The organism is Streptomyces sp. NPDC087787 (assembly GCF_044743035.1).
GTDB lineage: Bacteria > Actinomycetota > Actinomycetes > Streptomycetales > Streptomycetaceae > Streptomyces.
This window is the reverse complement of sequence record NZ_JBIUVQ010000012.1, coordinates 115872-129170: the sequence shown is the minus strand read 5'-3', so window position 1 is coordinate 129170 and position 13299 is coordinate 115872. Positions and strand designations below refer to the sequence as shown.

General features: G+C 71.0%; 14 protein-coding genes. 5 read left to right on the top strand and 9 right to left on the bottom strand.

What is annotated here, in order from left to right:
* The first annotated feature begins 51 nt into the window (after nt 1–51).
* Nucleotides 52–231: a hypothetical protein gene (locus tag ACIOWN_RS20365; protein WP_362350079.1), complete on the top strand. Its 180-nt coding sequence runs from the start codon at nt 52–54 to the stop codon at nt 229–231.
* A gap of 22 nt (nt 232–253) precedes the next feature.
* On the opposite strand, the gene ACIOWN_RS20360 is transcribed toward ACIOWN_RS20365, so the two are convergent.
* The 3 genes from ACIOWN_RS20360 to nth form a co-directional block, all read right to left on the bottom strand.
* Nucleotides 254–1453: a MarP family serine protease gene (locus tag ACIOWN_RS20360; RefSeq protein WP_362350076.1), complete on the bottom strand. Its 1200-nt coding sequence runs from the start codon at nt 1451–1453 to the stop codon at nt 254–256.
* Between the two features lie 98 nt (nt 1454–1551).
* Nucleotides 1552–2256, bottom strand: coding sequence for a CoA pyrophosphatase (locus tag ACIOWN_RS20355; protein ID WP_326803434.1), 705 nt, complete (start codon nt 2254–2256; stop codon nt 1552–1554).
* 135 nt (nt 2257–2391) lie between these two features.
* Nucleotides 2392–3372, bottom strand: coding sequence for an endonuclease III (gene nth / locus ACIOWN_RS20350; protein WP_401983026.1), 981 nt, complete (start codon nt 3370–3372; stop codon nt 2392–2394).
* A gap of 335 nt (nt 3373–3707) precedes the next feature.
* Between nth and ACIOWN_RS20345 the strand changes: the two genes are divergently transcribed.
* The gene (locus tag ACIOWN_RS20345) at nt 3708–4382 is read left to right on the top strand and encodes a Crp/Fnr family transcriptional regulator (protein ID WP_100568471.1); all 675 of its coding nucleotides are present in this window, start codon (nt 3708–3710) and stop codon (nt 4380–4382) included.
* Between the two features lie 102 nt (nt 4383–4484).
* On the opposite strand, the gene ACIOWN_RS20340 is transcribed toward ACIOWN_RS20345, so the two are convergent.
* The 4 genes from ACIOWN_RS20340 to ACIOWN_RS20325 form a co-directional block, all read right to left on the bottom strand.
* Nucleotides 4485–5315: an MBL fold metallo-hydrolase gene (locus tag ACIOWN_RS20340; RefSeq protein WP_362350070.1), complete on the bottom strand. Its 831-nt coding sequence runs from the start codon at nt 5313–5315 to the stop codon at nt 4485–4487.
* A 43-nt stretch (nt 5316–5358) separates the two neighbouring features.
* On the bottom strand, nt 5359–6228 hold the full coding sequence (locus tag ACIOWN_RS20335; RefSeq protein WP_362350067.1) for an NUDIX hydrolase: 870 nt from the start codon (nt 6226–6228) through the stop codon (nt 5359–5361).
* 71 nt (nt 6229–6299) lie between these two features.
* Nucleotides 6300–6764, bottom strand: coding sequence for a RidA family protein (locus ACIOWN_RS20330; RefSeq protein WP_100568468.1), 465 nt, complete (start codon nt 6762–6764; stop codon nt 6300–6302).
* Nucleotides 6761–6919 carry a DUF4177 domain-containing protein gene (locus ACIOWN_RS20325; RefSeq protein WP_009189813.1) on the bottom strand — a complete coding sequence of 53 codons (159 nt, stop codon included), beginning with the start codon at nt 6917–6919 and terminating at the stop codon, nt 6761–6763. The genes ACIOWN_RS20330 and ACIOWN_RS20325 overlap by 4 nt, the downstream gene beginning before the upstream one ends.
* 106 nt (nt 6920–7025) lie before the next feature.
* Here ACIOWN_RS20325 and ACIOWN_RS20320 point away from each other — a divergent pair, with 106 nt between their 5' ends.
* Together ACIOWN_RS20320 and ACIOWN_RS20315 are read left to right on the top strand one after the other, a co-directional pair.
* A complete protein-coding gene (locus tag ACIOWN_RS20320; protein ID WP_362350062.1) occupies nt 7026–8003 on the top strand; it encodes an ArsA-related P-loop ATPase in 978 nt (325 codons plus the stop codon).
* A complete protein-coding gene (locus ACIOWN_RS20315; protein ID WP_362350059.1) occupies nt 8000–9376 on the top strand; it encodes an ArsA family ATPase in 1377 nt (458 codons plus the stop codon). Before ACIOWN_RS20320 ends, ACIOWN_RS20315 begins: the two co-directional genes overlap by 4 nt.
* A 157-nt stretch (nt 9377–9533) precedes the next feature.
* Here the strand turns inward: ACIOWN_RS20315 and ACIOWN_RS20310 are convergent, their stop codons facing one another.
* Nucleotides 9534–9872 (bottom strand): WhiB family transcriptional regulator, encoded by a 339-nt coding sequence (locus ACIOWN_RS20310; protein ID WP_172632898.1) that lies wholly within the window; start codon nt 9870–9872, stop codon nt 9534–9536.
* A 583-nt stretch (nt 9873–10455) separates the two neighbouring features.
* Between ACIOWN_RS20310 and ACIOWN_RS20305 the strand changes: the two genes are divergently transcribed.
* Nucleotides 10456–12717, top strand: a complete 2262-nt coding sequence (locus ACIOWN_RS20305; RefSeq protein ID WP_362350057.1) for a transglycosylase domain-containing protein — start codon at nt 10456–10458, stop codon at nt 12715–12717.
* 102 nt (nt 12718–12819) lie between these two features.
* Here the strand turns inward: ACIOWN_RS20305 and ACIOWN_RS20300 are convergent, their stop codons facing one another.
* Nucleotides 12820–13284, bottom strand: a complete 465-nt coding sequence (locus ACIOWN_RS20300; RefSeq protein WP_362350054.1) for a GatB/YqeY domain-containing protein — start codon at nt 13282–13284, stop codon at nt 12820–12822.
* Between the last annotated feature and the right edge of the window lie 15 nt (nt 13285–13299).

The window sequence follows — 13299 nt, the reverse complement described above, 5'->3', positions numbered from 1 at the left end:
GGGGAGTCCGCGGGCGGTTATCGACCATGGGGCGGGGGCAGACGTCCCGGTATGGGCTGGACGCACGACTACAACGACGTAGCACGCACCCGCCGTTCGGTGAACGGTCCCAACTCCCACCAGCGCGGCACTCCGCAGCCGGCGGACACGGACCCAAGGGTGGGCATTCCCCGCATCCTGCGCCGCCGAGCGCGCTGGGTCTCCGTACGCCTGCGTCACAGCCGCAGCTGACCCCGGCACCGGCCGGGAGGGCCTACAGCGCGCAGTCGTCGCTGCCCACCTGCTGGTTCGCGGTACGACCCCGCGCGATGTCCTGCTGGATCTCGTCGATCGTGAGTGCGTAGCCGGTGTCGGCGTCGTCGAGGGACTTGGCGAACACCACCCCGTACACCTTGCCGTCGGTCGTGAGCAGCGGGCCGCCGGAGTTCCCCTGGCGCACGGTCGTGTACAGCGAGTAGACGTCCCGGCGCACAGTGCCACGGTGGTAGATGTCCGGGCCGCTGGCCGTGATGCGGCCGCGCACCCGCGCGGCCCGGACGTCGTACGACCCGTTCTCCGGGAAGCCGGCGACGATCGCGCCGTCGCCGCTGCGCGCGTCGGTGCCGGTGAACTTCAGGGCCGGCGCCTTCAGATCCGGCACGTCGAGCACGGCGATGTCGCGGTGCCAGTCGTACAGGACGACGGTGGCGTCGTACTTCCGCCCCTCGCCGCCTATCTGCACGGTGGGTTCGTCGACCCCGCCCACGACGTGCGCGTTGGTCATGACGCGGCGGTCGCCGAAGACGAAGCCGCTGCCCTCCAGCACCTTGCCGCAACTGCGCGCGGTGCCCATGATTTTGACGACGGACTGCTTGGCGCGCAGGGCGACGACGCTGTTGGCCAGCGCCGGGTCCGGGGGCTGCACGTCGGTGATGGGCTCGTTGGCGAACGGGCTGAAGACCTGCGGGAAGCCGTTCTGCGCGAGGACGGAGGTGAAGTCCGCGAACCAGGTGTCGGCCTGCGCGGGCAGCACCTCGGAGACCCCGAGCAGCACCCGGGAGTTGCGCACCTCCTTGCCCAGCGTCGGTATCGTCGTGCCGCCGAGGGCCGAGCCGATCAGCCAGGCGACCAGCAGCATGGCGACGACGTTGACCAGGGCGCCGCCGGTCGCGTCCAGGGCGCGGGCCGGTGACCAGGTGATGTACACGCGCAGCTTGCTGCCGAGGTGGGTGGTCAGGGCCTGGCCGATCGAGGCGCAGACGATCACGACGATGACCGCGACGACGGCCGCGGTGGTGCTGACCGGCGTGTTCTCCGTCATCGCGTCCCAGATCACCGGAAGCGTGTAGACGGCGAGAAGACCGCCGCCCAGGAAGCCGATCACCGACAGGATGCCGACGACGAATCCCTGGCGATAGCCCACGACCGCGAACCACGCGGCGGCGATCAGCAGCAGGATGTCCAGCACGTTCACCGCGTCGAGCCTCGCCTCATCATGTTCCCATCACCCCAGGCCGGCCGGTCTCTTCCTGGAGTTCCGCCCCCGGGAGCACCGCCGCGGTGCCCACCCTGTCACGACCCCCAGTCGAGCGGGACCTGCTTGTCGCGGTCCCAGGGCAGCTCCCAGCCCGCGTAGTGGAGCACACGGTCGATGATCCCGGCGGTGAAGCCCCACACAAGGGCGGATTCGACCAGGAATGCCGGACCTCGGTGGCCGCTGGGGTGGACGGTCGTGGCCCGGTTGTCGGGGTTCGTGAGATCCGCCACGGGCACGGTGAACACGCGTGCGGTCTCCGCCGGGTCGACGACGCCCACCGGGCTGGGCTCGCGCCACCAGCCGAGCACGGGCGTGACCACGAAGCCGCTGACCGGGATGTACAGCCGGGGCAGCGCGCCGAACAGCTGGACCCCGCCCGGTTCGAGCCCGGTCTCCTCCTCGGCCTCGCGCAGTGCGGCCCGCAGCGGGCCCTCGCCCTGCGGGTCGCCGTCCTCGGGGTCGAGCGCCCCGCCGGGGAACGACGGCTGGCCGGCGTGCGAGCGCAGCGAGCTCGCCCGCTCCATGAGCAGCAGCTCGGGTCCGCGCTCGGCCTCGCCGAAGAGGATCAGGACGGCGGACTGGCGCCCCGCGCCGTCCTTCGGCGGCAGGAAGCGGCTCAGCTGGACCGGCCGGACCGTCTCGGCCACCCGCGCGACCGGCTCGAGCCAGCCGGGCAGCCCTTCCCTGCTGAGCGCCACCGAGCCGCCCTGCGTCCCGCTCGCCTCACTGGCCCGCGTCATCGCCACCCCCGTTCCCCTCGCCGTCCTGGCCGCCGTCCAGCCGTACCCCTCGGGGTCCTGCCGTGTCCCACGCCCGAGCTCCTCGGCATCCCGCCGTGTCCAACGCCCGGCGGCACCGAGATCGTTCCGCCGGTGTCATCCGGCCCCCAGCGGCGATGCCGGCCGGCCGCCCGCGTCCAGGTAGGACTGCGGCGGCTTGAGGCGCTGACCGGGGAAGCCGCCCTTCTCGTACTTCAGCAGCTTCTTCGCCTTCTCCGGGTCCGTCTCGCCCTCGCCGTAGGCCGGGCAGAGCGGGGCGATCGGGCAGGCGCCGCACGCGGGCTTGCGGGCGTGACAGATGCGGCGGCCGTGGAAGATCACGTGGTGCGAGAGCATCGTCCAGTCGCTCTTGGGGAAGAGCGCGGCCACGGCGGCCTCGATCTTGTCGGGCTCGGTCTCCTCGGTCCACTGCCAGCGCCGCACGAGCCGCTGGAAGTGCGTGTCCACGGTCAGGCCGGGCCTGCCGAAGGCGTTGCCGAGGACCACGAAGGCGGTCTTGCGGCCGACGCCGGGGAGCTTGACGAGGTCCTCGAGCCGCCCCGGGACCTCGCCGCCGAACTCCTCCGTCAGCGCCTTTGACAGGCCTATCACCGACTTGGTCTTGGCCCGGAAGAAGCCGGTGGGCCGGAGGATCTCCTCGACCTCCTCGGGGTTCGCGGCGGCGAGGTCCTCGGGGGTGGGGTACCTGGCGAACAGCCCGGGCGTGGTCTGGTTGACCCGCAGGTCCGTGGTCTGGGCCGACAGGACCGTGGCGACCAGCAGCTGGAAGGGGTTCTCGAAGTCCAGCTCCGGGTGGGCGTAGGGGTACACCTCGGCGAGCTCGCGGTCGATACGGCGGGCCCGGCGGACCAGGGCCGTGCGCGACTCGTTCTTCACCGGCTTCGGGGCGAGCGTCTTCGCCGGCGCGGCCTTCTTGACGGCGGCGGTGGCCTTCTTCGGCGCGACCGTCACCTTCTTCGGCGCCACGGCCTTCCTGACGGGGGCCGCGCTCCTGGCGGAGGGCGCCTTCTTGGCGCGGGCAGCGCGGGCGGCTTTCTTCCCGGGTACCGCCTTCTTCCCAGTCGCAGCCTTCTTCACCGGTGCCTTTTTCGCCGCTTCTGCCCTGTTCGTTCCATCGTAGGGCTCTTGTTCGCCCACAGCGGAATCCTCACGTACAACCACCCGCCCAGCCCCCTCGGCCTGCGCTCTCACCGGCGATTTGGACACCCGGCCAGCCTAAAGCCCAGCACCGACATCCGCTCCGGACCCCCGAGATCGGCCCCTGATTGGCCCCCTGCCGCGTAAGCGTGCACACCTGTGCGGCATCCTTGTGACAGATCACACTGTTTGGACCGTCCGGCAAAATGGGGAACACGGACCCCTGGCACACGGGGGAGCAAGATCCTCTGAGCAGGTCGACAAGGAGAGAACTCGTGGACGACGTTCTGCGGCGCAATCCGCTCTTCGCGGCGCTCGACGACGAGCAGGCCGCGGAGCTTCGCGCCTCCATGACGGAGGTGACACTCGCACGAGGCGACTCGTTGTTCCACGAGGGCGACCCGGGCGACCGGCTCTACGTGGTCACCGAGGGCAAGGTCAAGCTGCACCGCACGTCCCCGGACGGCCGCGAGAACATGCTGGCCGTCGTCGGTCCCGGCGAGCTCATCGGCGAGCTGTCGCTGTTCGACCCGGGCCCGCGCACCGCGACCGCGACCGCGCTGACCGAGGTCAAGATGCTCGCCCTCGGCCACGGCGACCTCCAGCCCTGGCTGAACGTGCGGCCCGAGGTGGCAGGCGCCCTGCTGCGCGCCGTCGCCCGGCGCCTGCGCAAGACCAACGACCAGATGTCGGACCTGGTCTTCTCCGACGTTCCGGGCCGTGTCGCCCGTGCCCTGCTGGACCTCTCCCGCCGCTTCGGCGTGCAGTCCGAGGAGGGCATCCACGTGGTGCACGACCTCACCCAGGAGGAGCTGGCCCAGCTGGTCGGCGCCTCCCGTGAGACCGTGAACAAGGCCCTGGCCGACTTCGCCCAGCGCGGCTGGCTCCGCCTGGAGGCCCGCGCGGTGATCCTGCTCGACGTCGAGCGCCTCGCGAAGCGCTCGCGCTGACCCGTTCCCGCGGTCCTTGAGGGCCCCGTCCCGGCCGGGACGGGGCCCTCGCCGTCGGCAGCGGTACGGAGCTCGTCGCCGGCCGTCATACGGGGCTCGCCGTCAGATGAGGCCGTGCCCCCGCAGGTACTCCAGCTGGGCGCGCACCGACAGCTCGGCGGCCGGCCACAGGGAGCGGTCCACGTCGGCGTACACGTGCGCGACCACCTGGGACGGGGTCCGGTGACCGGCCTCGACGGCCGTCTCGACCTGGGCGAGCCGGTGGGCCCGGTGGGCGAGGTAGAACTCGACGGCGCCCTGGGCGTCCTCCAGGACGGGTCCGTGGCCGGGCAGGACCGTGTGGACGCCGTCGTCGACCGTGAGTGACCTGAGCCGCCGCAGCGAGTCCAGGTAGTCACCGAGACGGCCGTCGGGATGCGCGACGACGGTCGTGCCGCGGCCCAGGATCGTGTCGCCGGTGAGCACGGCGCGGTCGGCCGGCAGGTGGAAGCAGAGGGAGTCGGCGGTGTGGCCCGGGGTCGCTACGACCCGCAGCTCCAGCCCGCCCACCTTGATCACGTCCCCGGCGCCCAGCCCCTCGTCGCCCAGCCGCAGGGCCGGGTCGAGCGCACGCACGCGCGTACGGGTCAGCTCGGCGAAGCGGGCGGCGCCCTCGGCGTGGTCGGGATGGCCGTGCGTCAGCAGGGTCAGCGCGATCCGCTTGCCCGCCTCCTCGGCGGTGGCGGCCACCTTGGCCAGGTGGCCCTCGTCCAGCGGCCCGGGGTCGATCACGACGGCCAGGTCGGAGTCCGGCTCCGAGACGATCCAGGTGTTGGTGCCGTCCAGGGTCATGGGGGACGCGTTCGGCGCGAGGACGTTGACGGCCCGCGCGGTGGCGGGGCCGGCCAGTACACCGCCCCGGGGCTGTCCGGGCAACGCTGCTGCGTCCGTCATGCGAGGAGGCCTTCCTGGACGTCGGCCGGACGGGAGCGGCGGCTCACGCGCGCGCCGTGCCGCTCGGGATGTGCTGGGTGAACTCGTCGTGCCCCGGCCAGGTCAGGACCACCTCGCCGGCCACCAGGCGGGCCTGCGCGAGCACGGGGGTCAGATCGCGGGACCGTGCGGCGGCGAGCGCCTCGGCGGGGCTGGCGCAGGGCATCAGCTGGCGCAGGGTGGCGATGGTGGGCGGCATCATCAGCAGCTCGCCCCGGTCGTACGCGGCCGCCGCCTCCACGGGCCTGATCCACACCGTGCGGTCGGCCTCCGTGGACGCGTTCCGGGTGCGCTGGCCCTCGGGGAGCGCGGCCACGAAGAACCAGGTGTCGTAGCGGCGGGGCTCGAACTCGGGGGTGATCCAGCGGGTCCAGGCGCCCAGCAGGTCCGAGCGCAGGACCAGGCCCCGGCGGTCCAGGAACTCCGCGAACGACAGCTCACGGGCGACCAGGGCGGCGCGGTCGGCCTCCCAGTCGGCACCCGTGGTGTCGCCGACGACACTGTCCGCGCCGGGGCCGGCGAGCAGGACGCCGGCCTCCTCGTACGTCTCGCGGACGGCCGCGCAGACGACCGCCTGGGCCTCCTTCTCGTCGACGCCGAGGCGATCGGCCCACCACGCGCGCGAGGGCCCCGCCCAGCGGACGTGGTGGTCGTCGTCACGGGGGTCGACGCCACCGCCCGGGTACGCGTACGCGCCTCCGGCGAAGGCCATGGAGGCGCGTCTGCGCAGCATGTGCACCGCGGGGCCGGGCCCGGTCTCCTTCAGGAGCATGACGGTGGCCGCGCGCTTCGGCGTCACCGGTGTGAGGGTGCCGTCCGCGAGCGCGCGGATACGGTCCGGCCAGTCCGGGGGAAACCACTGCCCATTCGCCATGGGCGGAGGCTATCCCCTGGTGACCGAATGTTCGAGAGGTGGCCGAGGTCAGAGCCGGTGCCGGGCTCCGCCTACGGCTCCAGCTCGACCTGGATCTCCACCTCCACGGGCGCGTCCAGCGGCAGCACCGCGACGCCGACCGCGCTGCGCGCGTGCACGCCCTTCTCCCCGAGGACCTCGGCCAGCAGCTCGCTGGCGCCGTTGACGACCCCGGGCTGGCCGGTGAAGTCCGCCGCAGAGGCGACGAAGCCCACGACCTTCACCACACGTGCGACACGGTCCAGGTCGCCCGCGACGGACTTGACGGCCGCCAGGGCGTTGAGCGCGCAGGTGCGCGCCAGGTCCTTGGCCTCCTCCGGGGTGACCTCCAGGCCCACCTTGCCGGTGACCGGGAGCTTTCCCTCCACCATCGGCAGCTGTCCCGCGGTGTAGACGTACACGCCGGACCGCACGGCCGGCTGGTAGGCGGCCAGCGGCGGCACGACCTCCGGCAGCCTCAGGCCCAGCTCCGCCAGCCTCGCCTCGACCGCGCTCATGCCTGCTTCTCCCGCTTCAGGTAGGCCACCAGCTGCTCGGGGTTCGGTCCGGGCACGACCTGGACGAGCTCCCAGCCGTCCTCGCCCCAGGTGTCCAGAATCTGCTTCGTGGCATGGACGAGCAGCGGCACGGTTGCGTATTCCCACTTGGTCATGGGGCCGACTGTATCCGCTGCCTCCGGCGGCCCACGCGGCCGACCACGGCGCGGTTGTCCACAGCCTCCCGCGTGACCCGAGCGCGAACTGGTTAGTCTCGAATACGTGAGCAGGCTCCAGGTCGTCAGCGGCAAGGGCGGGACCGGAAAGACGACGGTCGCCGCCGCCCTCGCGCTGGCCCTGGCCACGGAGGGGAAGCGCACGCTCCTCGTCGAGGTCGAGGGCCGGCAGGGCATCGCACAGCTCTTCGAAACGGAGGCGCTGCCCTACGAGGAACGGAAGATCGCAGTCGCTCCCGGGGGCGGGGAGGTGTACGCGCTGGCCATAGACCCCGAACTGGCCCTGCTGGACTACCTCCAGATGTTCTACAAGCTGGGCGGTGCCGGCCGGGCCCTGAAGAAGCTCGGCGCCATCGACTTCGCCACCACCATCGCGCCCGGACTCAGAGACGTCCTGCTGACCGGCAAGGCGTGCGAGGCGGTTCGGCGCAAGGACCGCGACGGCCGGTTCGTCTACGACTACGTGATCATGGACGCGCCGCCCACCGGGCGGATCACCCGCTTCCTCAACGTCAACGACGAGGTGGCGGGCCTGGCGAAGATCGGCCCGATACACAATCAGGCCCAGGCGGTGATGCGGGTGCTGAAGTCGCCCGAGACGGCCGTGCACCTGGTGGCGCTGCTGGAGGAGATGCCGGTCCAGGAGACCGTCGACGGCATCTCCGAACTGCGCGCCGCCCGGCTGCCGGTGGGACGCATCATCGTGAACATGGTGCGCCCGCAGATGCTGGACGCGGACGACCTGGAACTCGTACGGACCGCTTCGCGCGCCGCGCTCGCCCGGTCGCTGTCCTCCGCCGGGCTCGGCGGGGCGCGGAGCGGCCAGAACGCCGAACGGCTGGTGGGCCCGCTGCTGGAGCAGGCCGAGGAGTACGCCGAGCGTTACACGCTGGAGGAGGAGCAGCGGTCCGTGCTGAGCGAGCTGGGTCTGCCCCTGCACGAACTGCCGCTGCTCGCCGAGGGCATGGACCTGGCGGGCCTGTACGAACTGGCGACCGAGCTGCGGAAGCAGGGGATGTCATGAGCCCGGACCCGGCACCCGAGCGGGAGGCCGCACGCACCTCCGCCCACGCGTACGACGGCGTCCGCCGTCTGGCCCCCACGCGCGTGCTGGAGATCGACCCGCTGCTCGACGACCCGGCGACGCGCATCGTGGTGTGCTGCGGCTCGGGCGGGGTCGGCAAGACCACCACCGCGGCGGCCCTCGGCCTGCGCGCCGCCGAACGCGGCCGCAAGGTGGTCGTCCTGACCATCGACCCGGCCCGCCGGCTCGCCCAGTCCATGGGCATCGACTCCCTGGACAACGTCCCGCGCCGGGTGAAGGGCACCGAGGGCGAGGGCGAGCTGCACGCCATGATGCTCGACATGAAGCGCACCTTCGACGAGGTCGTCGAGGCGCACGCGGATTCCGAGCGGGCGGCCGCGATCCTGGCCAACCCCTTCTACCAGTCGCTCTCCGCGGGCTTCGCCGGCACGCAGGAGTACATGGCGATGGAGAAGCTGGGCCAGCTGCGGGCCCGGGACGAGTGGGACCTCATCGTCGTCGACACCCCGCCCTCCCGCTCCGCCCTGGACTTCCTGGACGCGCCCAAGCGGCTCGGCTCCTTCCTCGACGGCCGGCTGATCCGGCTGCTGACCGCCCCGGCGAAGCTGGGCGGGCGCGCGGGGATGAAGTTCCTGAACGTCGGGATGTCGATGATGACCGGCACGCTCGGCAAGCTGCTGGGCGGTCAGCTGCTCAAGGACGTCCAGACGTTCGTGGCCGCGATGGACACGACCTTCGGCGGCTTCCGGACCCGCGCGGACGCCACGTACAAGCTGCTCCAGGCACCGGGAACCGCGTTCCTGGTGGTCGCGGCCCCGGAGCGGGACGCGCTGCGCGAGGCCGCGTACTTCGTGGAGCGGCTGGCCGCGGAGAAGATGCCGCTGGCCGGTCTGGTGCTCAACCGGGTGCACGGCAGCGGGGCCGGTGAGCTGTCGGCCGAGCGGGCGCTCGCCGCCGCGGAAAATCTTGAGGACTCCCGCATTGTGGATCAGCGGGACGGGAAAGCTGGACTTCGTAACTCTCCCGCAACGTACGGCAGTTCAGACTATTCCGCCGCTCATTCCGATTCCGGCGCACCTCCCGCGGACCCCGAGGCGCCCGCCGACGACGGCTTCGCGCCGGAGCCGTCCGTCGACCAGGTCACCGCGGGCCTGCTGAGGCTGCATGCCGAGCGCATGCAGCTGCTCTCCCGTGAGCAGCGCACGCGTGACCGCTTCGCCGCCCGGCATCCCGAGGTGGCGGTGGCCGAAGTGGCCGCGCTGCCCGGGGACGTGCACGACCTCACGGGACTGCGGGACATCGGAAACCGGCTCGCGGAACACCGCCACGAGCTGCCCGACCCGGGCGCCTGACACGCGCCCGCCGGGTCTTCCGCTGTCCCTCCCCGCGACGGGACAGCCCGGGACAGCCACCGGACGCATGGACAACCGCAGACCGCCCAGGAGGGACGACTCAGGTACCCACGAACGCGCTCCGGCCGCCCGGAGGGACGACGCCCCAGTCCGACGCTCAGCCCACCGCCGCGTAGTCCTCGTACACCTGGTCGTCGGCGAGGGACACCAGTCCCGCGCCCCGCTCGTACTCCATGCGCGCGGTCTCCAGCAGCCGGCGCCAGGAGGTCACGGTCGGCCGCCGGCGCAGCAATGCGCGACGCTCACGCTCTGTCATGCCTCCCCAGACGCCGAACTCGACACGGTTGTCGAGCGCGTCAGCGAGGCATTCGGTGCGAACCGGGCATCCGGTGCACACCGCCTTGGCCCTGTTCTGCGCTGCTCCCTGAACGAACAGTTCATCCGGATCAGTAGTGCGGCAGGCCGCCTGCGCACTCCAGTCGGTAACCCAGCCCATACCGGCGCCGTCCTCTCCCGAATCGAGGCTCCCCCACGGCGGCAGCGGCATATTCACCGCCGCCAGTTGAGGACGTTACGGAAGGTGGGCACGGCGCAACACCCCCAGCGGGCCCAATCTTGAATGGTCCGAACGGACTATGGGTAAGCGGCAGATCACCCGGGGGAGTGAGCTGACGACATGCGCGACATTCCCGGCACAGCGGGGCAGTTGCCGCGTGCCGTAACGGTCATCGAATGACACACAGGGGGAATTCGGGCTCCCGTCCCACACTCTCCGGTCGCGCACCCCGACACCATCCGGACCACCCGGACCAAGAAAGGCCGAAGGGAGCCGGAACGTTTCGGGGCTGCCGGACGTATGGATACGTGGCCGTACCGCTGTGACAGTCGAGAGCAGCTTAGGCCAAGGCATATACGCGTGTCCGGCGAATGAGAACACAGGCCGGTCCGCCGCCTCGGCCACCGTTCGCGGCACGGCGCGCCCCCACCCGCCTGCCCCCGGATGTCACGATCCTGCATTCGAACATTCCGAGACGCCCTGCTCCGTCGGAACGCTCATCACTACGGATTAGGCTGCCCTCATGCCAAAGAAGCGCTCGGGCGGTGGTCTGTCGCCAACGCAGCAGGCCGCAAAGTTCCTCGGTGTCAGTGTGCTCGCGGGAGCCGTGATGGCGGGCATCGCACTGCCCGCGGCCGGCGCGCTGGGCCTGGCCGCCAAGGGATCGGCCACGGGGTTCGACGACATCCCGGCCAACCTCAAGCGTCCGCCGCTCAGTCAGCGGACCACGATCCTGGACCGCCAGGGCAACCAGATCGCCCAGGTCTACTCCCGCGACCGTACGGTGGTCGAACTGAAGGACATCTCGCCGTACATGCAGAAGGCGATCGTCGCGATCGAGGACTCCCGCTTCTACGAGCACGGCGCGATCGACCTGAAGGGCGTGCTCCGCGCGCTCAACAAGAACGCGCAGAGCGGCGGGGTCTCCGAGGGCGCATCCACGCTCACCCAGCAGTACGTCAAGAACGTCTTCGTCGAGGAGGCCGGCGACGACCCGACGAAGGTCGCGGAGGCCACCCAGCAGACCATCGGCCGCAAGGTCAAGGAACTGAAGTTCGCGATCCAGGTGGAACAGGACCTGGGCAAGCACAAGATCCTCGCGAACTACCTCAACATCACGTACTTCGGGCAGCAGGCCTACGGCGTCGAGGCCGCCTCCCAGCGCTACTTCTCCAAGCACGCCAAGGACCTGACCCTGCCCGAGGCGGCGCTCCTCGCCGGCATCGTCCAGTCCCCGAGCCGCTACGACCCCGTCAACGACGAGGCCGAGGCCACCAAGCGGCGCAACGTCGTGCTCCAGCGGATGGCCGGCGTCGGCAACATCTCGCAGGCGGAGGCCGACAAGGCCATGAAGGAGCCGCTGGGCCTGAAGGTCACCCAGCCGCGCAACGGCTGCATCACCGCGGTCAAGGGCGCCGGCTTCTTCTGCAAGTACGTCGAGCGGATCTTCCTCAACGACCCGGTCTTCGGCAAGACCCGCCAGCAGCGCGCCAAGATCTGGAACCAGGGCGGACTGACCATCCGCACGACGCTGGACCCGCAGGCCCAGCAGTCCGTGCAGGACTCGCTGAAGAAGCACGTCTACCAGTCCGACCCGGTCGCGGGCGCGGCGGTGCTGGTCGAGCCCGGCACCGGCAAGGTCCTCGCGATGGGCCAGTCCAAGCCGTACGGCTACGGCAAGAACGAGACCGAGATCAACTACTCGGTGGGCAGCGACCTGGGCGGCTCGAACTACGGCTTCCCGACCGGTTCGACCTTCAAGCCGTTCGTGGCGGCGGCCGCGCTGGAGCAGGGCAGGCCGCCGACGCAGGAGTACTCGTCGCCGTACGAGATGCCGTACCCGGATCCCGTGCAGACGTGCAGCGGCAAGCCCTGGATCAACCAGAGTCACGAGAAGGTGCCCAACGAGAGCAAGTCGGAGGTCGGCCCGTACCAGCTGAAGGAGGCGATGGCCAAGTCGGTCAACACCTACTTCGTGCAGATGGTCGCCGACATCGGCCTCTGCCCGTTGATGCAGATCGTCGACAAGCTGCACGTGGTGCAGGGCAGCGGCGAGAAGCTGCCCGAGGTGCCCGCGATCTCGCTCGGCTCCAAGGGCATCTCCCCGCTGACGATGGCGAGCGCCTACGCGGCCTTCGCCTCCCGCGGCACGTACTGCACGCCGGTCGCCATCGAGTCGATCACGCAGAAGATCGGCGGCCAGCAGAAGTCGCTCGCGGTGCCGAAGTCGTCCTGCACGCGGGCCATGTCCGAGACGACCGCGGACACCGTCAACACGCTGCTCCAGGGCGTGATCGACTCCGGTACGGGTTCGCAGGCGGGCCTGTCCGACCGCGCCAACGCGGGCAAGACGGGTACGACGGACGAGCGCAAGAACGCGTGGTTCGTCGGCTACACGCCGAACATGTCGGGCGCGGTGTGGGTGGGCAGCGCGTCGCAGAGCGTCAAGATGATCAACATCAACATCGGCGGCGTCTTCAACTCACTCGTCTACGGCGGTCAGGTGCCCGGCCCGATCTGGCGTGACGCGATGACCGGCGCCCTCGTCGGCAAGGAGGCCCCGGCCTTCAACCTCGTCGACATCCCGGACGCGCCCAAGGAAGAGGACAGGCACAAGGGCAGGGACCGGGGCGACGGTCGCGGGAACGGCGGCGACAACGGCGGCCCCGGCGACAACAACGGGGGCTTCCCGAACCCGTCCATCTCCTTCCCGAACGGCTTCTTCCAGGGCCAGAACGGCGGAGGACCGCGAGGCAACGGCAACGGAGGCCGGGGACACGGCTGACGGACAGGCGGCGGGGGCTCGTTCCTCCGCCGCCGCCACGACGAAGGGGCGCCGGCGGAGGGCCGGCGCCCCTTCGTCGTACGTGCCCGGGAACCGGCCGGGTCAGCCGGCCAGAAGCCTCTTCACCACTGCGGCGACGCGGCCGCCCTCGGCCTGGCCCGCGACCTTCGGGTTCACGATCTTCATGACCGCGCCCATGGCCCGCGGCCCCTCCGCACCGGCGGCCTTCGCCTCCTGAACGGCCTGGGCGACGATCCGCTCCAGCTCCTCGTCGGACATCTGCTTGGGCAGGTACGTGGCGAGCAGCTCGCCCTCCGCCTTCTCCCGCTCGGCCGACTCCGCACGACCACCCTGCGCGAAGGCCTCGGCCGCCTCCCGGCGCTTCTTGGCCTCCTTGGTGATCACCTTGAGGACCTCGTCGTCGGAGAGCTCGCGCTTCTCCTTGCCCGCGACCTCCTCCTTGGTGATCGCGGCGAGCGTCAGCCGGAGCGTCGAGGAGCGGAGCTCGTCACGCTCCTTGATCGCGGCGTTGAGGTCATCGTGCAGCTTCGACTTGAGCGTGGTCATGGGTTTGATTGTCGC